Origin of the sequence: Neoehrlichia mikurensis (genome assembly GCF_019186785.1) — a bacterium.
Lineage (GTDB): Bacteria > Pseudomonadota > Alphaproteobacteria > Rickettsiales > Anaplasmataceae > Neoehrlichia > Neoehrlichia mikurensis.
In genome coordinates this window covers 636175-661312 of the sequence record NZ_CP066557.1, presented here as the reverse complement: position 1 = coordinate 661312, position 25138 = coordinate 636175, and the positions used below count along the sequence as shown (strand labels likewise).

11 protein-coding genes are annotated in these 25138 nt (G+C 26.8%); 5 read left to right on the top strand and 6 right to left on the bottom strand.

Annotation, left to right across the window (positions count from 1 at the left end; genetic code table 11):
- Positions 1–11 precede the first annotated feature (11 nt).
- A complete protein-coding gene (locus HL033_RS02645) occupies positions 12–596 on the top strand; it encodes a DUF2497 domain-containing protein (RefSeq protein ID WP_218193768.1) in 585 nt (194 codons plus the stop codon).
- Positions 597–778: 182 nt separating this feature from the next.
- On the opposite strand, the gene HL033_RS02640 is transcribed toward HL033_RS02645, so the two are convergent.
- On the bottom strand, positions 779–1834 hold the full coding sequence (locus tag HL033_RS02640) for an Mrp/NBP35 family ATP-binding protein (RefSeq protein ID WP_246575208.1): 1056 nt from the start codon (positions 1832–1834) through the stop codon (positions 779–781).
- A 705-nt stretch (positions 1835–2539) separates the two neighbouring features.
- Between HL033_RS02640 and HL033_RS02635 the strand changes: the two genes are divergently transcribed.
- Both HL033_RS02635 and gatC read left to right on the top strand, forming a co-directional pair.
- On the top strand, positions 2540–3505 hold the full coding sequence (locus HL033_RS02635; protein WP_218193767.1) for a ribose-phosphate diphosphokinase: 966 nt from the start codon (positions 2540–2542) through the stop codon (positions 3503–3505).
- Positions 3489–3827 carry an Asp-tRNA(Asn)/Glu-tRNA(Gln) amidotransferase subunit GatC gene (gene gatC, locus HL033_RS02630; RefSeq protein WP_218193766.1) on the top strand — a complete coding sequence of 113 codons (339 nt, stop codon included), beginning with the start codon at positions 3489–3491 and terminating at the stop codon, positions 3825–3827. Before HL033_RS02635 ends, gatC begins: the two co-directional genes overlap by 17 nt.
- 1003 nt (positions 3828–4830) lie before the next feature.
- On the opposite strand, the gene acnA is transcribed toward gatC, so the two are convergent.
- Together acnA and apaG are read right to left on the bottom strand one after the other, a co-directional pair.
- Complete coding sequence (acnA, locus tag HL033_RS02625; RefSeq protein ID WP_218193765.1) at positions 4831–7500, bottom strand: aconitate hydratase AcnA; 2670 nt, start codon at positions 7498–7500, stop codon at positions 4831–4833.
- A gap of 110 nt (positions 7501–7610) precedes the next feature.
- Entirely contained in the window at positions 7611–8015 is a 405-nt protein-coding gene (gene apaG, locus HL033_RS02620) for a Co2+/Mg2+ efflux protein ApaG (RefSeq protein ID WP_218194499.1), read from the bottom strand.
- Between the two features lie 244 nt (positions 8016–8259).
- Between apaG and HL033_RS02615 the strand changes: the two genes are divergently transcribed.
- A complete protein-coding gene (locus tag HL033_RS02615; RefSeq protein WP_218193764.1) occupies positions 8260–9336 on the top strand; it encodes a 5-(carboxyamino)imidazole ribonucleotide synthase in 1077 nt (358 codons plus the stop codon).
- A gap of 968 nt (positions 9337–10304) precedes the next feature.
- Complete coding sequence (locus HL033_RS02610) at positions 10305–12344, top strand: hypothetical protein (protein ID WP_218193763.1); 2040 nt, start codon at positions 10305–10307, stop codon at positions 12342–12344.
- Positions 12345–13364: 1020 nt separating this feature from the next.
- On the opposite strand, the gene HL033_RS02605 is transcribed toward HL033_RS02610, so the two are convergent.
- From HL033_RS02605 to HL033_RS02595, 3 genes are all read right to left on the bottom strand, one after another.
- Positions 13365–15800, bottom strand: coding sequence for a hypothetical protein (locus tag HL033_RS02605; RefSeq protein WP_218193762.1), 2436 nt, complete (start codon positions 15798–15800; stop codon positions 13365–13367).
- A 1655-nt stretch (positions 15801–17455) separates the two neighbouring features.
- Positions 17456–21121, bottom strand: coding sequence for a hypothetical protein (locus tag HL033_RS02600; protein ID WP_218193761.1), 3666 nt, complete (start codon positions 21119–21121; stop codon positions 17456–17458).
- A 1522-nt stretch (positions 21122–22643) separates the two neighbouring features.
- Complete coding sequence (locus HL033_RS02595; protein WP_218193760.1) at positions 22644–25019, bottom strand: VirB4 family type IV secretion/conjugal transfer ATPase; 2376 nt, start codon at positions 25017–25019, stop codon at positions 22644–22646.
- Between the last annotated feature and the right edge of the window lie 119 nt (positions 25020–25138).

Sequence of the window (25138 nt, the reverse complement as noted above, 5' to 3'; positions counted from 1 at the left end):
TTAATTATAATATGAGTAAACTTAACAACTTTCAATCAATTAAGGATATCATTAATGGAATCAAAAAAGTTATGGCTAATAATGAAACACAACCGGTACAGGACACAGAAATAGTATACTTAGAAAATCCTGAAAATGCTTTAGAGCTCAATAAAAATAAATATAACCCCTATAGTATACTTAGTGATATCGATAACACCCTGCGTTCTATAATCGAACAAACTACTCATCAGTATAATATCACATCTAATATTACTACATCAACCTGTGATAGCTCTGAATTAAAATCAATGAATCTAACTGAAAATTCTTCCCTAATACAAGAAAATGAGTCAACAACCCAACATGTAACAAATTTTTCCTTAATATCTGAAGAAAATATTACTGCTACTACTGAAGAAGTAAAAAAATTAATCAATCAAATTCACAAACCTCAAAAAACTGTTAATCATTCAAACATAACTATAGAAGAGCTAGTAATAAATATTATTAAACCGGAGTTATCCTTGTGGCTTAACAAGAATTTATATAAATTAGTTAAAAGTATTATTGAAAAAGAAATTAGCCAATTAGTTAACAATTCTAAATCTCAATAACTTTTAGTATAAAAATTCACTTACCTACTATAAGAAATATCAAATACAGTGTGTTATTGTTTTAAATAAGTTAAATTACTAGTAAAAATATAATTTTAAAAATTAATTTCTCAGTAATATATATGAAAAAAACCTTTTAAAAGAAATCCATAATCACTACATTAACCTAAATTTATTAACGTTTATAAAATGTTATCTTTCTTACCATAAATATTTTTTAAACTATTTAACATATTAATAGTAATACTATCATATGCCTTAAGCAAATCCTGACTTAACAATAATGGATTTCTTTTTTCTGATGACTCACAAATTTGTGGATCTATTATTATCTCACCAAGAAATGTGATATTTCTTACTTTTGCAATTCTCTGCACTCCTTCTTTTCCGAAAAAATAAACTTTACGCCCTGAAACATTATCAAAAAAATAACTCATATTTTCTACCATACCAATAATTGGAACCATCATAATTTGTAACATATTGTACATTTTCATTAGCTCTAATATTGATAGTTCTTGAGGAGTAGAAACTAGTACTACACCTGTAATACTAAACTTAGAAAAAAGATTAATATGTACATCACCTGTACCAGGAGGTGTGTCTACTATTAAATAATCTATATCTTGCCATTCTGTATCTACCATAAGTTTATATATTGCTTTTGTTAACATTGGACCACGCCACATTACTGCTTTGTCTTTATCCACGATATATCCGATTGACATAGTTTTAAGTCCATAACCTTCCAAAGGGACCATCTTACCATTACAATTTACTTTCACATTACCATATATATTTAAAAGTTGCGGTACCGACGGACCATAAATATCACCATCAACCAATGCAACCTTATATCCCATTCTTAATAAAGACAATGCTACATGTACAGCAACTGTAGATTTACCTACACCACCCTTTCCTGAAGCAATCAATATGATATTTTTTACATCATTAAGTATTAATTCTGATTTTGTGGTATTATCTATAACTAATGCAATATTAATATTTTTAACTTCTTTAATATTATTCTTTATAGCTTTCTTACACTCCTCTGTTAATTGCTGCTTACGTATTGCTTGTGCTTTATTGGGAAATTCCAATGCAAAAGTAACATTATCACCACATATTACAATTGAAGATACCATCCCTAATTTAACAATGTTTTGATTTACTTCATAATCAATAACAGACTCTAAAACTTTAAGAATCTGGCTTTTACTTATAACATCTACCACATTGCTCCTCACATCACTCAAAAATATTAGCTAATTGCGTAACAAAAACATTAAGATTGCTAAATAACAAGAATATCATTCACTAAACAATAATACATTACGGCAAAACATAAACAACTTAATATATTTTATTCATTATTATATACTAAATTCCAAAAATAACTGGATTAAAACTTGTTAGTAAGTCATCATAAGGCATTACAGCAACTAAGATAATGCTAACTTATTACTAAATGGTACAATAACAAATTTTGCATTCATAATGCTTTGTAGAATAAAAATTACCGTGAGCTAACATGGACTAATTATAATTATAAAAAATAAACATGTTCATAACTAACTGACTTTTTTTACACAACATGTTATAACAACCTTGTAGCTATCAGCCTTTACTCATATTCTTGCTGCTTTCTTTTACTTGTACTATAAAAGAGCGCTCTTTATAATCTATCTTAGACTTATAAGTTAGTTATTCTGTAAATACTACTACATATCACATCTCCTTATTTTTAGTATTTATCTACAAAAAATAGACACAATATCTCCCATTTAAAAACACATTCAAATTTTGTCTTAAGTAACACGTGATAAAAATTTTATTATTAAACTTTTACTAAAAAATATTAGGTCTATCATAAATAAGTTATTTACTTTTATAGCAGTTTTCATTATCATTTTTACCTAGTCAATTAAATTAAAGTTAATATGTTAATAATATCTGGAACTTCTAATATTCCATTAGCAACAAGCATATCGAACATGACAGGAATAAAATTAGTCAATACTGTTACCTCACGATTTTCAGATCAAGAACTTAATATAGAAGTAGAAAGTGATATCTCTTATCAAAATAAACATGTTGTCATTATACAATCATTATCTTACCCTTCTGGCGATAATTTAGTTGAATTATTGTTATTAACTGATGCTGTTACAAGAGCTTTAAATCCAAAAAAAATAACAGCTATAATACCATATTTTTGTTATTCCCGACAAGATAGGGTAATTTCTAGGAAAATTAATAATCAACTAATGTTTTCTCCTATTAGTGCTAAAGTAATCGCAAAAATTTTAAAATCTAGTAACATTAATCATATCATCACTATTGACTTACATTCTAAACAATTAGAAGGCTTTTTTGATATACCAATAACAAACTTAACTTGTCATAATATCTTTATTGATAATATAATTGCACATAGTACTATAGATAAATTAGTAATTGTATCACCTGACTGTGGTTCTTTAAATAGAGTACGAAATTTTACAAAAATTTTATCAAATACATGTAAAACACAATCTATACAATCAGCAATGATTGATAAATATAGAGAAAGTCCTGGTGTTTCTGAGGTTATGTATGTACTAGGTGATGTAAAAGGTAAGCATTGTATCATAATAGATGATATAATTGATTCTGGTGGAACATTATGTAATGCTGCAATAGCACTTAAAAATAGAGGTGCTATCCAAGTAGATAGTTATATTACACATGGTGTACTATCTGGTCAAGCAGTAGATACAATACTCAACTCAGAACTTGACAATTTAATTATAACTGATACTATTCAAAATGATAAAATATGCAGTAAGATTAAGATTAAATCTATAAGCAATTTTTTAAGTCAATATATTATAGCTAATTTATTACACAATGGAAAAATATTCTAAAAATAATGATATTGTTCATCACGAACATTCTTCAACAGAAAGTATTAATGCAGCAAGGCTAAAGGAAATTGCAAAGTTAGTCAAGATTAGGCTATCGGATCATGAAATTAAGTATTACAGTAATCAATTAGAGAAAGTAGTAAGTTGGTTTAATATCATTTCACAAGTAGATACAAATGATGTTCCTCCAATGTATTACGGGAATCCTTTTCATAAATTAATTACACGTCAAGACATTGTTAATGACGGTAATGTCAAAGATCAAGTATTATCCAATACTAAATCAGAATATGGATATTTTGTAGTACCAAAAGTTATGTAAGAAATTATCACTATTTAATAATGATATTAAGATTTTGAATATAACAGTCCTTTATTAATTGTAATAACAAGAAATACAATAATAAATTCTCAGCAAAGATTACTCTTGTATAAACAAAATATGATGAAAGAAAGCTATATTCTAATATACCGTCACTTACTGCAACAAAATTATAATACTATACTAGTTATTTAAACTCAAAATCCCAATTAGTAAAAATAATCTAAGATATATAAAATACTGTTTTTCACAATATCTACATAAAATATATTGGTATTTTCATTTCAAAGCATATTCTTATTAATTATACTTGCTATACATACCTGTAATTCACTTGTGTATTACTGATTAAAATATTGGTATTTTAAAATATATTTTCACATATTTCTACACATAAGTTATAAGTGAATACACACATAAAACTATACAATTATATAATCAAGATATTAATTACGCATCTTGTAATACATAAAGTTACATCAACTTACTAAGTATTAGATCAAAATTCATGAAACATTCTTTAATATTACTGATGTACTTAATCATTTTTCACATATGAATTTATTATACAAAACTGCTAGAAAATTAGCTAACATTTAATCAACTAACACAATGTAAAAAATACCACAAAAATAAATGTCATCATAACCCTGCTATGTAAATAATGTAATTCATAACATAACAATAAATTACTGAAATTTATCATTTGGAAAATACATAGTGTTCTGCACAAATATAGCTATACCATATTATTTTGCATTCATGTTATTTACATTGTACATACATAAAATTGTTATTCTTCATAAGAGTCACAAATAATAAGATTGATTATGTAAAAACAGATCCATGATATAATGATCAACTGTTATTATACATTAGCACTTAACTTTATGTACCATAAAATAATAATACATCATATCTATGTATATTACCTATATAAGCAAAAGTCTTTTTATAAACAAGACTTGTTACAAGTAGCATTAATCCTTAAAGAATTAAGACATTAATTATCATTTTTGAGTGTATGTCTTTCCTTGTAAACACCCTCTCTCTTAATCATTTTTAACAACATGTACTGCATAACTCCACCCGCAACAAAATAATCAACTTCACTAATAGTATTAAGTTGACATCTTAACCTAATGGTTTCCTTAACGTTATTTTTTCTTACAATACAACAATCTACATCTTGCTGTATACCCACAGTACCCGTAATACTAATTATTTCATCTCCACATAATTGTAAACTTTTTCTTGTTTGACCATCTTTAAATGTCAGTGGTAATACTCCCATTCCTATCAAATTAGATCTATGTATACGTTCAAAGCTTTCAGCTATAATTGCCTTCACACCTAATAAAAAAGTTCCCTTTGCAGCCCAGTCTCTACTAGACCCACTACCATAATCCTTCCCAGCAATTATAACCAATGGTATTTTCTCTTGTTGATATAACACAGATGCATCAAATATGGTCATTTTTTGATTTGTAGGAACATGTAAAGTAAATCCACCTTCAATACCATCTAACATCTCATTCTTGATACGAATATTTGCAAAAGTTCCACGAATCATAACACAATGATTACCTCTTCTAGAACCATAAGAGTTAAAATCTTGTATTTGAACATTATTTCGCATTAAAAATCTACCAGCAGCACTATCACGTGGAATATTGCCAGCAGGAGAAATATGATCTGTTGTTATATTGTCACCTAGTAACATCAATACTCTTGCATTACGAATGTCAAGTTCTTTACTTTTTGTAAAATTATTAACAGATAAATTATCAAAATATGGAGGATTTTGTATATATGTACTATTAGAATCCCATTTATAAGTCATTTCTTCATCCATAGAATCAATATTCTCCCACAATTTGCCACCTTCAAAAACACTGCTATACTTTTCAATAAACATCTCCTTTGAGATAAATTTACTAATAATGTCACTTATCTCTTGATTAGAAGGCCAAATATCCTTTAAATATACATCCCTTCCTAATTCATCTTGACATATCGGATCTTTGGTAATATCTATATTTACAGTACCAGCAATTGCATACACTACTACTAAAGGCGGTGATGCTAAATAATTAGCTCTAACAATGGCATGTATTCTACCTTCAAAATTACGATTCCCTGATAATACTGCAGTAACTACTATATTATTATTTTTTATATCTTGCTCTATATTTTCTGCTAAAGGTCCAGAATTACCTATACAAGTCGTACATCCATAACCTACAACATTAAATCCTAAAACATCTAAATCATCTTGTAAGTTTGATACTTTTAAATATTCCATTACTACTTGTGATCCTGGAGCCAATGAAGTTTTAACCCATGGTTTAGATTTAATACCCAATTTATTAGCTTTACGTGCTACAAGCCCTGCAGCAATCATAACACTAGGATTTGAAGTATTAGTACAACTTGTAATTGCAGCAATAACAACATCTCCATGCTTCATTAATGACTTCGTATCATCAATATTTTGAATATTAAAATCATACAACGTTTTAGATACTTGAGATATCAATACTTTATCTTGTGGTCTTTTAGGACCAGCAACTACTGCTTGCACTTCAGATAAATCAAATTCTATATTATCAGAATATAATATCTCATTACAATAATCACACCATAAGCCCTGCTCTTTTGCATAAGCTTCTACTAAATCTATTAGTACAGAATCTCGTCCTGTAATATCTAAATAATCTAAAGTATTCTGATCAATAGGGAAAAATCCACATGTAGCACCATACTCAGGAGACATGTTTGCAATAGTCGCACGATCAAAAACTGATAATGTTTTAAGGCCATCACCATAAAATTCAATAAATTTACCAACAACTCCTTTTTCCCTTAAAATATTAGTAATGGTTAGCACCATATCAGTTGCTGTAATACCTTCTGATAATTTGCCAACAAGTTTAAATCCGATTACTCTTGGAATTTGCATAGTAATTGGCTGCCCTAGCATTACTGCCTCAGCTTCTATACCACCTACACCCCACCCCAAAACTGCTAATCCATTAATCATAGTTGTATGACTATCAGTGCCAACAACAGTATCTGGATATACATGTATCCCGTCATTCCATACAACTTTCGCCAAGTATTCCAAATTGACTTGATGACATATTCCTACCCCAGGAGGAACTACCCTAAAATTACTAAATGCTGCCTTTCCCCATTTGAGAAATTGGTATCGTTCCATATTTCTATACATTTCAATATCAGTATTTTTTACTACAGAATCTTTCGATCCATAAAAATCTACCTGTAAAGAATGATCTATAACCAGATCAACATAAGTCTTAGGATTAATAATGTTAGGATCCTTACCATTTTTTTTAACATAATCCCGCATTGCTGCTAAATCCACTACTGCAGGCACACCTGTAAAATCTTGCATCAAAATTCGTGCTGGCATAAAGCTTATTTCACCATTAGAACTATTCAAAAGCTCAGGCAGAAGCTTTATTTCATCACACGTTACATTATAACCATCTTCATTACGTAATAAATTTTCAAAAAAAATTTTAGTTATTACTGGTAATTTCTTATAATTTAACCCCAGTTTTTTACTTGCATCTTTGATACTGAAGTAATTATAAGAGCAACCTTTAATATTCAGCTTTTTTTGCACACAAAAAGAGTCTAAAGACATAATCAATCCTTCACTTAATTTCTTTTTTATTAAAACAAAGACATCTTTTTATAGCCAATAAACTATACATTATTAAGGTCACCCAACATTAATTATAAATTTTACAATGCTTAATTCAGCTTAATATTATCATATGGACTATCTAAAGAAAAAGTAGGTATATCTACATAAAAAACTTGAGCTGCGTTTTCATCCATAAACTGATATTCTCCATGCATAATCCCCGAAGGGGTATTAAGATATGCACCACTAGTATATTCAAAAAACTCACCTGGCTTTAATATAGGCTGCTTACCAACCACTCCAGATCCTGTTATTTCATTAATAACACCTCGAGAATCGATAATCCTCCAATTGCGACGCAAAAGTTGCACTGTTGACTTACTTTTATTTTTAATTTTAATGCTATAAAGCCATATATAGCAATTCTCATGTGGCACCGATTGCTCTTCCAAGTAACTTGTAATGACCTCTACTTCTATTAATTTTGTGACACTACAATACTGAATGACCATTGCCATTACACCCCTTTATAATATAAATAATACATTCATTTATTAGTTAGCACAATACCTATTAATAAAAATCAACAACAATACATATATAAACAATACATATACAAACATTTACTTTTGTATTATATAAAACTTACATATTCACTAAAATAACTATCAGTATAGTAATTTTTTATACATTACTCAACTTTTGAATAAAGATAATTCATGTATAATAATTGTTTTCATAATAGGTTATTAATTTATGTCATACAACCTAAATATTTCTCCTGGTTCAACTATCGGCATTATAGGCGGAGGTCAACTTGGAAAAATGATGGCTACTGCTGCATCACAATTAGGATATAAAACTCATATATTTACAAATAACATTAACAGCCCCGCAGCTCAGGTAAGCAACAAAGTGACTGTTGCAAATTATAATAACCATGAGAAACTAGTTTCATTTGCTTCAAGTGTAGATGTAGCTACAATAGAATTTGAAAACATTGATAGTAATATCATAGATATAATTCTACAAAAAACTCAAGTTTATCCTAATAAAAAAACTTTATCTATTGCACAAAATAGAATTAAGGAAAAAACACATATGCAACAACTTGGCATTAAAGTTGCAGATTTCGTCACTATTAATAATTATGAAAACCTAATATATCATGCTAATATTCTCGGTTATCCTCTAATACTTAAAACAGCAACTCTGGGATACGATGGCAAAGGACAATATTTTATTAAAAATCAAAGCAACTTAAAACAACTGTCATCTTTAAACTGGAATCAAGAATACATTTTAGAAAAATTTATTAACATTTATAAGGAAATATCTTCAATAATTGTTACGGGAGTAAATAATACTTCAGAATTTTTTCCAATAGCAGAAAACTACCACATAAATGGTATCCTGGATAAATCAATTGTCCCTGCAAAAATACATCAAGATATATACAAACAAGCACAAATGATAACTCTTAAAATTGCTCAATCTCTAAACATCATAGGTATATTAACAGTAGAATTTTTCATAACATATCAACAAAAATTACTAGTTAATGAAATAGCACCACGTCCTCATAATTCTGGTCATTGGAGCTTGAATGCATGTAACATAAGTCAATTTGAACAACTAATAAATGCAATTTGCGGATTGCCACTAAAGCCTATAAAATTACTCTTCCCATGTACTATGCAAAACATATTAGGGCAAGACATATATAACCATAACAACTATATAAAAATGCCAAATTATCACTTGACTATATATGGAAAAGAAGAAGCTCATGATAATAGAAAAATGGGGCACATTAATATTATGGATTATTAGGCTACAATACAAATAAACTATATACACAAAATATTATAATAAGTAATACTCCTTTTTTAATAGAAGAAAATACTATGTGTATTTTTTAAAGGGAAAACAATTTTTGATTTGTGTAACTTTATGCACAACATATTATTTAATATATGTTAGGTATAACATATATGACATCAAATTTTGATAAAAAATCACTATATAAAAACTTGCAAGAAATATTAATAAACCATTAGATAATTTGCAATTTAATGTCCTTTTTTTATTTTTCAATAGAAAAATTAATGCTATTGAAAATAGTCAATAAACAGTAGTTTATTATGTAATGAAGTATTTTAATTTAATAAATGCATAACAGCTTTTTAGCTTTGATGACTTAATTTAAATCAACATATAAAACTAACACTTTAAAAATTATCAAATCTTACAAAATAACTTCCATATCATTACACTAATACTAATTAGTACAACACAACTTGAACTTTTGATAAAATAGAAATATAATAATCAATAATCATATAGTAACAATATCTGATACATAAATAATATACAGAATATTTTAGCAATAAGTATTATGATATATCGTGTATAAAATATACTAATCAAATTGTAACCAACTGGTATATAACATTTATTTACACGTGTTTTATACTATTTATGATAATGTAAATTAATCTTTATTATTGCAAAATTTAAAAATGATCAAAATACAATAATAACAATTTTTAGTTTTAATTCATAGTAAGCTAATATTTCAACGTATATACACTATTACTCAACAGTGTGATATACAAAAGAAATGTAATATAAAAATATTATTTTTATTAGCAAGCAATTTTATGAACTATATCATAATAATAAGAATTACATTATGCGTTTTCTTTTTTTCATCTACTAAAAAATAAATTTTTTTCCACTACAGTTTATACATCCTTAACATTTTACCACTAAAGGTTATTATTTTTTACAGCATTTATATGCATATTTTAATAATTGCTTTTCTATTGATGTATACAAACTTTTCTTCAAACAAAAGCTATGCATCTATTACTAGAGATATTCACGTTTATATACCACCACATAACAATATGGAATATTATATGCCAGATGATATGATGTATATGATGCTGAACATAAGGAACTTTAATCGTAATATGCCATATTACAGCGAATATAGAATTTTCCCAGGAAAATGCATTTCACATCCACAACACGAGATACTTAAATCTGTAATATCCTATACCAACAGAAACACTATTCCATTTCTCATGTGTGCATGTAAATTAAAAGATCCTTGCAATAAAAATATGGAAAATTTATTCAGCAATCAAGATTCTATATATATCGCACAACACTATTGCGAAGAAATTATAGGGTGCGCTAGTATTGATATATATCGTCCCATAAAATTCTGCAATATAATTGAAGAATATCAAATAATAAAATTTGTACCTATAAATTTTCATGATCAAAATTACTTTCATCCTGGTATTCGTGTAATATTCTCATACGGCAAAATAATTCAAGAGAAAAATTTATTTCTCAATCTCGAAAATGGCGAAACACAGAAAGATTATACAATACCGTTCAGGGGCAATACTTACGTTATTACTATTAAAAAAACAGAAGAACAACTTATTTGCGCAAGTTACGTAGAATATATAAGAAAAATTACTACATGTGTACCTACTCCACCACTTCAAAAACCCACTGTACATAAAGTCAACAATAATACTTTAGAGGTAAGATTTAAAGAATGCACATCAAAAAATTGCAACTATGTTCTTCAATCAGGCATGAAAAAAACAACACCTATTACCTTGCAAGTAATTTCACCTTATGTAACAACTAATCGCGTTTTTTACAAAACCATATATTGTGCAAATAATAAAGAATTCACATACAATAACATTTCAGATTTCTATAACAAATCAAAAAAATGCGATAATAAAATATTACCAACTGTAAAATATCAAGAAAATAATAATGGACCTATTATATGCGTTCATAACATTAATTTTGAACCTAAAGAATATATTATAAATATCAGTGGAGTAATATCAATAAGCAATACTAATACAAGAAACAAGGCAGCACCAATCAATGCCATATCTAGTCATTATAATTTTGGTACAATAATGCATAAAATGCTTGTTCCATTTTACAAAGATAGGCAAAATACTCTTACAGAATGCTATGCAAATGATAGAGGCAGTCTATCTTTTTATGACATTCCACAAAAAGTTTTAGATAAAGTTGAGCAAATTGGGAATATGTACAAAATACCCACAAAATATGTACGTAATTTTTCTAAAGTTCATAAAAAAACAAATAACCCATGTAAAACAAATAAACACCTACTGTTTTCATATCAAAATACAAGAATCATATATGATACACAAGGAAAAACACATGTTTCTTCGTATATTGATAATAAAGGAAATATATATATACCACAAGATATAGACAACATAGAACCGTTAAATCCTTATGATCAAGGATTATGCATCGATAATTTTACAACATATCAATTTAACACTAATACCCCTACTACAATATCAAATAATCAGACAAATAAAATATTTGAAGAACATATTAAGACAATAAATAATACTTCAACAACACTACCTAATGATTTTGACCATCGCATGATATTAAATGACAGCTGCAACTTTTTAAGAATTGAGTCCCTTGGAAGCACAGCAAAAAAAACAAAAAGTCCTTTGTTAATATTAATAATAGAAAAAACATCTCTTCAATATCCAATAATTATACAAATTAAATTAGGTCGAAAAAGTAATATACCAAGTGAAACTATTACAAAAATAGTAATATCTCCTTTAACAAATACAAAAAACAAATATCATACAGTCCCATATGATATCAAACAAAATTCAAAGACACATATTTTTGTGCCACATTCTACAAACTATTTCCGTATATTAAGTACTATTTCACGTATTACAGAACCTCTAACCAACAATGGCATGGTAAAAATTACTTGCGAACAATGGTAGCAAATAAGTTATTTGATTAACATCACTAAATGTTATATTAGTAGATATTATTTAAATATTTTATCAAATTCTCTATCAGGTTACATTCATCAAAAAAATAATTACGTCATTAATAATACAAAATTCTAGCAAGAATTTTAAATTATTAACGATCCATGCGGTCATAATATAATAAACGCATACTTAATGCATTACTAAAAACTTTACTATAAGTCATAATAAAATTACAAATAAGAGCAACTCATAAAATATACCATTGTATATAATTTAGAATATAAGATTCTATATCAGTAACTCAGTTATACATTCTATTGCTACTTGAATAATATTATCACCTTAATTGATAAAGTAGTTATTCAATAAACACTGTCTTTAAAAATACATTTTAAGTTAAATCAACTACAATTAAATTTGTATTATCAATCATTAACCTACAATAGAATTACTATTCCCTAACAAATAATATTTAAAAATGCATTTTAAGTTATATCAACTAAAAATATATACTATTAAGTATATGCCTATAATAGAGTCACTATCCTAAACATTGCAAATAAATTTACACATACATTCATAATCAAGGAATTCTTCATGAATATACTAAAAATCAATCATCTAATAATATATAAAATCATATCAGTAAAATTTTATTTATCACTTCATAAAATCTATAATGCATCCCTCTTATTTTAAAGGTGCATAACCAATTATAATCCATAGATTATATATTATGATACCATAGCTCAACTTACATATCATTCACTAATTCCTAGTAATATACACCATAATATCATTAATTAGTATTCATAGCAGTTTTATAAATAAATATAAATATACACTAAAAATCAATTATTTTATAATACAAAAATCATATTAGTAAGAAATCTACAAATTATCTAATTTAAAAAATTAAGAATATCTTTCCCTACTTTTTAATAAAATTTCTCATATTAATATCATTAAATTACAAAATAGCCCAACTATTAACATCAAATCTTTCTACCACAGTAAGCAGTCAAGCTAACTTTGCCATTTCTCACAAGTTAATATTGCTGCACCATTACTACCTATATCAGCAATACCTTTTTCTATATTAACACATCCTCCAGCTCCAGGAAAAAAAACTTTATAACGTTCAAAATATAATTTACGTTCTACACAATTTATATAATTATTTAGTGCAAAAGATTTTAATACGTATGAATGATTAAATATATAGTCAAAAAATTCATTCTTAGCAAAATATGAGATATCTAATGAAAAATAAGGTAATAATACACTATATCTTTTTGTCAAGCTTGCAATAACATCATCTGATATCGATGACCTTCCAGATACCACACTGTGATAAAAAACATGACTAGAAGGTACTTCACGTACAGATAAATCACCTCCACCCTTTGCCGTTATCAAACGTTCACATACTTTGCTGTTACATAACTCTATATATGTACTTTTTCCATTTTCACCATATTGAGTACCACCTTGACCAATAGTAATTACTAAATTATAAGTTGAATATTCTTGTATTTTTTTGCTATCTAATAATCCAATTACATATTCACCTGGTCTGCCAAGAGTTATAACAGAGTCTATTTTATTAGCAGCTTGCCCTCCTCCCCATATTTCCATTTTTAAGAAGCTACACTCTTGATAAATCTTGCCTAACTGTAGATTATTATAAATATATTTCACATCACCAGTGTTCACCACCACATTCTTACTTATGCCACTAATTTTAGTTCCATCAATACTTTTAATTTTATCAATATCTTCTTCAACATAAAAATTATTATAGTAATCTATTACAGTTTCATTATCACTAATAACATTATCTGTAGATGCTTTATTAACATACTTTGTATCTATATCAGTGCTATTTTTAGTTATATCTTTTATAGTTTCATCATTGCCATTATTAATAACATTATCTGTAGATGTCTTATTATTATCAACATGTCTTTTATTACTATTAGCACCATCTTTAGGTTTCTTATAAGCTATAAAATATAGTGACTTATCAAAATAATCAATACACAGCCCTTGATCATACAAATCCCTAACAGTAATCTTTATATTGTTTTGCTCAAGTTCTCGATAACTTGCATTAAGATAATAGAAAGTACCATCAATATATGCATATCTATAATCACATCCCACAAAACTGTCATTCTCGCTATAATATTGTGTTATGGGATGAGAACATTTCTTTTTATTCAAATTATCACTTGTAACAGAAAAAAATCCACTTTCATAAAAATATAAATTTTTGAAGTTCTTTTTGTAACATGGAGTTATACCTTTATCACGATAATAATTAAACATTTCTTTAGAAAAGGTAAAAATATCATTTTTTACTATTGCATTATTGAGATTTTCTTGCGTCATAGTCTGAAGGTCTAAAAAATACTCATCACTACATTTTATATTTCTACTATAATCACCATTTTCTACAACTACGTAACGTCTTAGTATTTTAGGTAATTCATTAATAAATACATAAGTATTATCGCTCTCCTTTATTTGATATTTTCCGAAAGGAAATGATATACATTTTACATGATGAGAACCACAATTGCTATCTACAGTATTATCACTTTGTTTACATTTATATCGTGTAGTTTTTAACGTATAATTATTATCTTTTACAGATTGTACTACTCTTACACCAAGTAATTTATTAACCATCTCATCAAGGTTAGTGATATCTCCAAAATAAGCAATATTATCTTTAAATTTTATAGGTAAGTCACTTAATTTACTATCACTTTTAATAGATGAAAAATGTTCCTTTTTTAAAAAAACAATCCCATCTAATGTAGGTATAGGGACACAATTATCTTCAATAACATGTTTTTTTATAACATCAGTTCCATAGTATCTTATACATACTGAATCTTTTTTTTTAGATGCCCCAAAAAAATACTTTGTATCTTTATGCACAAAATCATAATCTATGTATTCATCATTAACATGCATATTATGTAATAATTTCTTTTCATATTGATGAACACCTGTTTCATCTTCCACTACTATTACTATGCCAGGTATAAAAAAGCTTTGCTTTGAAAACTCCATAGGCACAAACTTAACATGAAAATATACAGATTGTATAATATTACAAAAAGGACCAGCATATGGTGCCATAGGAAAATTAACACATTGAATGCTATCAGATATACACTTACTAGCCCATTGTGCTGGATCCCAAGGTAGATCACAAGCAAAAACCTGACATGCACAAATCTTTAATTGATGTGATTTATCATCAACATATGTCATAACATTTGTTGGAAAAATATATCTACATTCACCTATTTTCATATTAGTACAAGAAGAACAAAACGGCCATGCTGCACAAACTTTAACATCAGGATCAAAAAAATTCATTTTAAAAGGTGATTGCACATCTTGATAAATAGCACGACAAATACTATGTGCATCCTGATAGTGCATGCAAAGAACAAGTAACAATACGATATAATTAACTTCATTAAAATAATGACGCCATAATATAAACAAATAATTACCTCAGAACAATTTTTACCATTACATACTTACAACTTAACACAACTTGATTTAAATATATAGTTACTTAACCACAATTTTAAATATATAATCTTTATACAAACAGCAATTATATAGTCAACTATTTTTCTCTTGGGATACTACAGAATAAATTTCATGTTATGATTAAATTATTATTTTCCTAACTATTCCTGCAATTACTACCAAATTCTTTATTATTGGATTTGTTTTTCACTAATTATATAAATTACTATATAATAAGATTCTTATTAATTACACAATACATTTAGATATCACTAATCAAATGACCCTTCTTTAAAAGATTTTCATGGTTATTATAAAAAATTTTTACTAATTTGTGTACCAGAGAACACTATAATTAGGTATGGCATTACAATAAAAATCTACAAAGTATTATTTGATTACTGAAAAATAACGCTATTATATTTTAGCTACTTATCTTTTAACAACTCACCACAAGGATCCTATAAAATTAACTTCATCATAAAATCATTGCTAAGAAATACATTAAAATTACTGAACAAATATGTCAATTACATGAATTAATACAGATAGATAAAAGAAAATAAAGTATAAAACAATGTAATAATATCAAGCAATATAGTACTTCTCATACAAAATTACTATCTTTTTATTATACAATGTTCCTCTTCTCAAAAACATGATCCCCATTTATTTAATGTAGATATAGGCACAAAATTATCTTCAATAACATGTTTCCTCGTATATCAGTCCCATAGTATCTTATATATACTGAATTTTTCAAATTACTATTTTTAATTATATAAACTTACAATATATTCATAATGAATAAAGTACCTTTTCTATTATATAAATAATATAGTACCCTTCCTCCTCTATATTAATAGAGCTATTAGTAGCTTTGTTATTAAATAAGTATAAAATACTGCTATAATACTAAATAGTATAGTACTTCTCATACAAAAATTACTATCTTTTACAATGTTAAGAATACATGATACCTTTATACACCATACCATTATAGGAATCCTACAAATATATAAATGCATGCCAATATATTTAAATTACTGTTAAACAATAATTTTTATTACAAAAGAGATTCCTTTACACTAATCCTTATGTCATAAACTATAATATATATTAAAATATACCTTATTTATATATTAGAAGAAACTCTTTAGAATACATCGAAATAGTACTAAAATTGGTTATAAACTGTAAATTTATTTACACATTCTAAGTACAACATTGCCACACAGACAATATTTTAATAACCTAACACCTAAATGAATAAGCACTTTCAAATCACTTCATAACCTATGTCTATAGCTTATATCAAAAAAAATAACATAAATTAGTTATGTAAAACTCATTTCATCGTTAATTAATTATATTTACTTATTTATCGTATCTAAATCTGTTAGTAATCTATCTTCATCATATCCAATATATCCGTAGGTAATACAATAATTCGGTAGATAATATGAAAATGAAATTAATTAGATTTGATATGTAGGAATATATAAATCTCATATCGTTTCTAGAATAATTGGGTCATCTCAATAACAGTAAAAAATTTATTATCGTAAATGTATGTAATGCGCATCAGTACTCCAATATGGATAAGCTACTATTTCAAGAGTTACACAATCAATAAATAAATTTACAAATATCTCTGTAAGGTCATCAGATGGCATTTCTAGTTCACTTACCTCACCATATGCATCAGTATATCTTTGCTTAGGAAAACGCTTTGGTCTTGTCTCAACATCTAATCCTAAATCTAAAAAAATCTGCTTATCTGAAGGATTATTTCTAATTGTATTTACAAAGTCCAAAACTTTCTTTGAATAAGTAAGTTGATCAATTTGTTTACCATTTTTTGCAAGCTCTTCTATTAATAAGACTAAATTTTCTATAGGTTTAGGAAAATGCAAAGATTTATGAAATTTTGCGTTAGGAATCTTATTTATAAGATAATCTAGCGTTTGTACAAATTGTTCCTTATCTCTACATATATTATTTTGCTTAAATTCTCCAAGTAATACAACAAGATCATCTTTTTCCAGTTTATCTGAAGCAATTTTTTGACTATTTTTTTTATCAATAACTGATCCATCCCCAATATTAATAGTTGTTAACTTTCCTGAACAAGCACGAAATAAATTTAAAAGTATCATCATGTCAATACCAAGTGCTTTCAATTTTTCATCCCATCCATTATGTAATGATTTTGTTATAAAATTTACAATTTCTTGCTCATCTATATCACCCTTGCTAGCAAGCTTATTAATCAATAAGAAAAAATGTCCTATATACTCTGGTAGTTTATTACTGAATATTACTAATTCTGGTGTAAATAACTGACTATCATCCATCATTAAATGATCATCTATAGAAAATCTTGTAATAAATGCTTTTTGAGGTATTTGTTTTGTTATCCTATCTAACAAAGACATAAACTCCTGCTTATCGACGCAGTTATTATTAATCTTAAGTGTATTAAAAAAGTCTAATAGATCGTACAATTTTCTATTTTTTCCTTCTTTCTCTTTCGATATTTCTTTATCATCAGGAATAGCACTCTGGTCTTGTTGATACATATCTTCACGATCTTCCCGTAATTGATGCGAATACTGCTTGTTATCCATTGGTAATTTTGTACAACTTTTAATTAAATTTTGCATATGAGACATAACTTTATTTTTATCTAATGCAAATTTATCCTGTAATTTATCCGCTAACCTGGTAACCATATTTGTTACATTTTCATTATCACTATTATTAGCAATCGTCTTTATACTATCAATAAACTCATTAATAAGGTGTAATGATTCTTTATTTGATGCTCGACAAAATTGAGATTTATGCATCATATCAATAATAGCATTCAAAGTCTCTGGAAATTCTTTACTACATTTATGCGACAGCTGACTTAATTTTGTAAGATATTCTCCACAGTTAATATTTTCCCATTCCTTAACATTTCCAGGTATATCTGACCATTTTTCACATGTTAATTTCACCATACCATTAGCACCCTCTTGAGCAGAAGATGTTTCCCTTCTAGCACAACCCCCAGCACCTAAATATTTATTAGAATTTTTTTCTATACCTTTGCTTACACATTCTTTATCATCCATACGTACTACTCCACTTGCAAGATCAATATTTTGGTACGGTATAAAAATCTCATTATCATTAACATGATTACGTCCAGTAGCAACTCTATAATGTATTAAATTCTCATATCCTTTAGAACTATCTTGCAAAACATCTTTACTTCCACCATTTGCTATTAACTTTATAGAACAATTTCGACCTAATGCATCATCACATAATTTTACTTCTGTATTTTTACCTACTCTCTCTAATTTAACACCATCTCCTCCACCTTTACCAATATCCATAAGTAAATACTTGTTCATATGATCACTTAATTTCAAAATACCCATTAAATAGCTTCCAGCTCTACCTACTTCATAAGTATCCAAAGAACCTGACTCTCCTCCTCCCCATGCTTCTATTTTAATAAAATCACATTTAGTATTATCATCATTAATATTTAATAAATATTTATTATCATCACCTCGAACCATATATTCATGTGATGGAAAATTGCTAATACACATGCCCTGCATCATATCATTAAGAACATTTACATTACCTTTTTCTTCATCTTCTTCATCTGTGAGAAAGAAGTTATTGTAATCATCTTCACTAAAAAATTCAGTTACACAAGCAATGCTGTTTTTCTTCGAGCTATCATGTATCTTAACAGATTTTTTACATAATTTATTACCTACAAATGCCCTGTCATTAGTATAAATATAATACATATCATTGAAACAAGGCTTTTTATCAGTTTGATGTGTATCTTGTTGCATATAAAAATATGAATCAAAAATTGTCATCTTATTTATTAAAGTCTGATCCATACTTGCCAAATCCAGAGATGAAGCTTCATCGCATCGTCCCACATTATAACTATATCCTAATAAAATTTTATCCAATTTATTTAACCAATGATGTCTATTATTTCGTTTTACGACATGCTTTTGCTTAAAAAATGGAACATTAACTAAACATTTAACATTACTATTTGCATCTTCCTCATATACTTTATGTGCTTTACAAGCACTATTTGATTTAATATCTGATCCATCTTCACATTTAAAACTATAATCAAAGTCATACTTTTCAATGTTAAACTTAGGTTTAATAAATGAAAACCCTAAATTATTATCTTTATCCCCAACTGACATTTCAAAATTACAATATTTAGTATCCTTACCTGTTTTATCTTCAGAATAATCTTTACAGTTGTTGAACATAATATTAACCTTATCATCACGCTCTTTAAGTATTGGACGTTGTAAATATGGTATCGGGATACACTGAGTAGCAGCACCTTGCTTATCTTGATAATTTATACATAATGAATCAAAATTCTTTCTATACATCTTGTTTATAGTATAATCTATATCATTAAAATTATAAGAATTTTGTCCCCCATCTAACTTTGCATACACATCAAATTCATGAAAAGTATTATTTGGACCATTTACAATAAAATGTACACCTGGCACAAAAAATGATTGCTTATCAAATGCTATAGGTACAATTTTTACACTTGATTCATGTGCAATAACATTACAAAATGGATTAGGCCCTCTCATAATAATGTTTGAAATATCAATACATCCATATTCTCCCGGAATATTTCTGTTTAAACAGCCCTTATCAATCCGTTGATCAAGATCCATATCAATATCATCTTCCCCTGCAAGATAACGTTGTCTTATAGAAGGATTATATGTAGTGTCATTAAATAACTCTGGTAATGTTGCCAAAACCCTGGTGAATTTTTGAGAGAAAAGCTCCACACTATTTATAGTACACGCACACATTTGTAATCTATCTTTATCAATTTCTTTAAGAAATCCTAAAAATAAACTTTTATTACACTCCACAAGCTGATACCTGCCAACAATACATTTATCTTCTCGTCCATTCGAATATGCTCTTCCTATCACTCCTATAATTGGTTCTTGCGCTGTTCCATCCAGTACTGTTTTGGGAACAAAAAATCTATTATAATACATCATTAGCTCATCTGACACATATGGTATAATATTGTTTACATCAAATTCGCTTTCAGCATCCACTTCACTTTTAACATTAGAAAATACTAAAAATACATTTAAAAACAAAAATATACTTGCAAAAAAAAGACTTTTTTTCATTTTTCTTTCTCATACAAAATATAGAACAGTGGCTGCAGTACAATACACATCACAAAAAGAGCACTTGTATCAATAAAAACACATCACAAAAAGAGCACTTGTACCAATAAATAAACTATTTAGCTCCTTTTCATTCTTTTGCTCATAATTATGTATGTACTATATTACGTAAAATAAATATTAATTTCACTAAAAATATTATATATTATCATAATAACATTAGTTTAATTCATAAACTTTATTGTTGATATATTATAAATCATAAAAACACCATGCATTACATGATGTTAATTACAATACTGTATGAAAAAACATTACACTAAAAATTAGTTATATTTAAAAAAGAATTATTCTCAGCTTTACAGACACATCATGTAAAAACTAATACTTAAAATAGGCATTAAATACTGTTATTAAGTAATACTAAAAATTTATACATTACTAACGCATTACATATGAACACATATAAGGAAAACCACTAATATTAAAACTATATGAGGCTATTAAATACAATAGTACTAAAAATGCATTTTTTTATATTTGAAAATATATTTTCATATAATTCTATTATATTAATTTATTTGCATAATTATTATATACTTCAATTGATCTTTTTGAATAAGATTCAATTTCAAAAGCTTCTATAACATAGATTTATAGCTACAACGTAACATTGTAAAGCATAAACCATATCTTGTTTTGAAGATTATACTTCTGAAAAACATAAATAAACTTAACATAATAGAATTGGAAACTAGTTGTTAACAACTATATAGTAGTTCAAAAAAATGTGCTCAAAGCTATAATATACATAATACTAGAATATAATCAGATAAAAATTTCAAGCTTATAATTTGTTCATTTATATTACAATGTAATAATTTATCAGTTTACGAAGATAAAATGTATGAATTTATATAATATTAAAAATGCATTTTTTTACATAATAGAATTATAAAGTATCAGCTATCATCTTAGTAGTGCTTATAGGATTATTATGAATACATAATCATATACTATTTAATCATTTTATGTATATATACAATTACAGTATTCTTTCAATGTAGCATTAATTCAAGCAAATCTGGTAAATACCTCAAACAACATAAGATTACTTATTGTTACTACTGTAATTTTTTACTAAACTGATAAAATCAAGTAAGCTTTTTATACATAATGCCCGATTATCTTGCATTTTTTACAATATTATCCTAAATACACCAGAAAGGGTAATCATCAAACTTTTGTTAATGATATATACATTAAATACATATAACTGTTTGACACAACGTATCTTTATAAAACATTTTTTCAACTTAAGATTTGCATTCAAAATAATAATGCATAAGTTTTATTAATTAATATTTTTAGCATAATGAATAATAACAATATGTATATGTAATATATCTTTTTTGCAGTACTGTATTAATGTTTATCTATATATTAAATTTAGCATAGAATTATAAACAATACACAAAATTCACAATATCTATAAATAACAACACTCATGTAGATATAAACACTAAATACTTTTCGAATAGAAGATAGGTAGCCAATCTTCTACATTCTCTCCCTTTTCCTTTATAGCATCATACATATATTGAATACTTTCTCTAGTAGCAGATAATACTTTAACTTCCTTTTTATCTTTTATATCTAATTTTAATACTGTTGAAGTACTACCTTGTTTAATAAAAAATTGACTTTTATGTTCAGATATTTGAAACATAACATTTAATTCTTGTCTTGACAGACCAAAAGTCTGCATAGAAAGTTGACCACTTGTTACAACATTTGGCATAAACACCCTAGTTTCAATGTGCTTATTTAAGTATCCTATAGTCTTACTAGAAGTCATAGCATGCACACTCTCAGAAGCAAAAATAATAACAACATTTAATTGTCCCATTCTATGTACCCAATTATCAAATTCGTCTTTCGATAAAAAAATTATATCCATTATCCATGCTTCATATATTACCAGAATTGTAGGAGAACCATCAAGGTATGCTTCCAAAATATTAAAAAAGTAATACATGATTACTGAAATACATTTGGGTTTATTAATAATAATTCCGATATTAATACCTATAAAATCTTCTATAAAATTAATACTGTTACCACTTCTTATAAGATGTGAAAACTCACCTTCATTAATCCAATCATTCACACCTTGACCAAGAACAGATAAACATTCGGAAATCTTATCATGCGTTCTAATTTCTATAGGAATGGCAAATAAATCATCAACTACTTTATTAATTAACTTTTCTTCTTCATCATTTATTAATTTCGTTGCATAGTTCATTCTTCTTAAGATCCCTGCCATAATATTACGATTCATGGCACAATCCTCAATATTAAAAGGATAAAAAGAAAAAATATTATTATTAGCTTTATAATCTATTCTATAATATTTTCCACATAAAGCTTTAGCAAAAATAACAGACTTCCCACTATAATCACACAATATAATCTTTGTATTAATCTTTCTTGACTCTGATAATATAAAATTAATTAACACAGTCATTGAAGAATTATGCGGTCCCATAAATAGACAATGACCATAATTTTGAACGTGAAAATTAAAAAAATAAGGTTTATTATGAGAAAAAAATATACTTATTGCTTCACCCCATTTTCCATATCTTAATGCTCCTACAGAAAAATTGTCTAACATAGCAAAAACACATGCATGCTTTACTACACAACATCGCATGTTTAATACAAAAGGAAAATTACCTGGTATATGTGACCAAAAATTATCTTCCATACTTAAATCAAGTCTTACAGATATAGCTCCAATAACTGATAAAGCGGCAACAATAGACACAATATTTCTCTGTAACATTTGTATTGTATCAGATATAATAATAAAGTTAATTTTGTGTTCACAAAAACCAAATTCATTATCAGTGTTTACAAAATCATTTAAACACATTACTTGACTAAGCTTTTGATCCCCACTTATCCGAAAAATATCTGCTTGTTTTTTAAAAACTTTCATTACGTTTTTACTATTTATTAATTTAATAATTTCTACAACTACAAATTCACAGTTTTGTTGTAAACAGATATTTATTGCATTCGATGACAGTCCTAAATATTCCTTAATTCCCAGAATAGTACCTAACTTTTTACTATCATTATCTGTAATTCTAAACGTATTAAATCCCATATCTATCTTATATTTAGAAGATATATAGGCATTATTTTTACGTTCAAGAAAGCATTCATCATGTCTAAAAGTAACTAAATAATTCAAAAATTCTAACAACTCTGATCTATAATTTCCTGTATCAGTTAGTAATAATCCCAATTTTTTAACATGAAAACATTTTAGATTATCTAGTATATTATTAGTCACTTTATCCAGTACATTAAACTTTTGACATAAAAATTCTTTATGTATTTTCTTTAAATGTTTAAAAGATAGTGCCTTTATTAATGATTTAATATTTTCTTGCAAATGACTAGTTACAATTGCTATATATAACTCTGTTACATACGTATCATATTCCTGATTTGTATGTACTTTATACATTTCATGTAATTCATCAGAAAATTTATCTTTAGCTACCCACTGTGAATCAAATGTATGATGTTTTCTCACTGTATATATCCAGAAAGAAACCTCAAGACATTCCGCTATCTCAATAATACTTTGCCGTATTATCTCTCTTACATCCTTATACTCTTCTATATTTGAAGCATAACCCTCTATTTTCACAATTTGTACAAGTTCGCCATTTCTATTAAGAATAGTATTTTCATTATAATGACAAGCTGCTGAAATGAAATCTATTCTATTATCCTTTGTTCTATGATCCTTATCATGTACATTATTATCATCAGTGTTGAATACAAGATTATTCACCAAGCTTTTAAAAGAAAACATATCTTAATGACCAAACATTACGCAATTATACAAAGCATATTGATAAAATACATGCATTATACAAAATTACTTATACTAATATATAATTAATATCTAATTAATGTTATATATAAAACTTA

Excerpts from the sequence above, each read along its gene's own strand:
- HL033_RS02645 (WP_218193768.1), top strand. The coding sequence starts at position 12 with ATGAGTAAACTTAACAACTTTCAATCAATTAAGGATATCATTAATGGA.
- HL033_RS02635 (WP_218193767.1), top strand. The coding sequence starts at position 2,540 with ATGTTAATAATATCTGGAACTTCTAATATTCCATTAGCAACAAGCATA.
- gatC (WP_218193766.1), top strand. The coding sequence starts at position 3,489 with ATGGAAAAATATTCTAAAAATAATGATATTGTTCATCACGAACATTCT.
- acnA (WP_218193765.1), bottom strand. The coding sequence starts at position 7,500 with ATGTCTTTAGACTCTTTTTGTGTGCAAAAAAAGCTGAATATTAAAGGT.
- apaG (WP_218194499.1), bottom strand. The coding sequence starts at position 8,015 with ATGGTCATTCAGTATTGTAGTGTCACAAAATTAATAGAAGTAGAGGTC.
- HL033_RS02615 (WP_218193764.1), top strand. The coding sequence starts at position 8,260 with ATGTCATACAACCTAAATATTTCTCCTGGTTCAACTATCGGCATTATA.
- HL033_RS02610 (WP_218193763.1), top strand. The coding sequence starts at position 10,305 with ATGCATATTTTAATAATTGCTTTTCTATTGATGTATACAAACTTTTCT.
- HL033_RS02605 (WP_218193762.1), bottom strand. The coding sequence starts at position 15,800 with ATGCACTATCAGGATGCACATAGTATTTGTCGTGCTATTTATCAAGAT.
- HL033_RS02600 (WP_218193761.1), bottom strand. The coding sequence starts at position 21,121 with ATGAAAAAAAGTCTTTTTTTTGCAAGTATATTTTTGTTTTTAAATGTA.
- HL033_RS02595 (WP_218193760.1), bottom strand. The coding sequence starts at position 25,019 with ATGTTTTCTTTTAAAAGCTTGGTGAATAATCTTGTATTCAACACTGAT.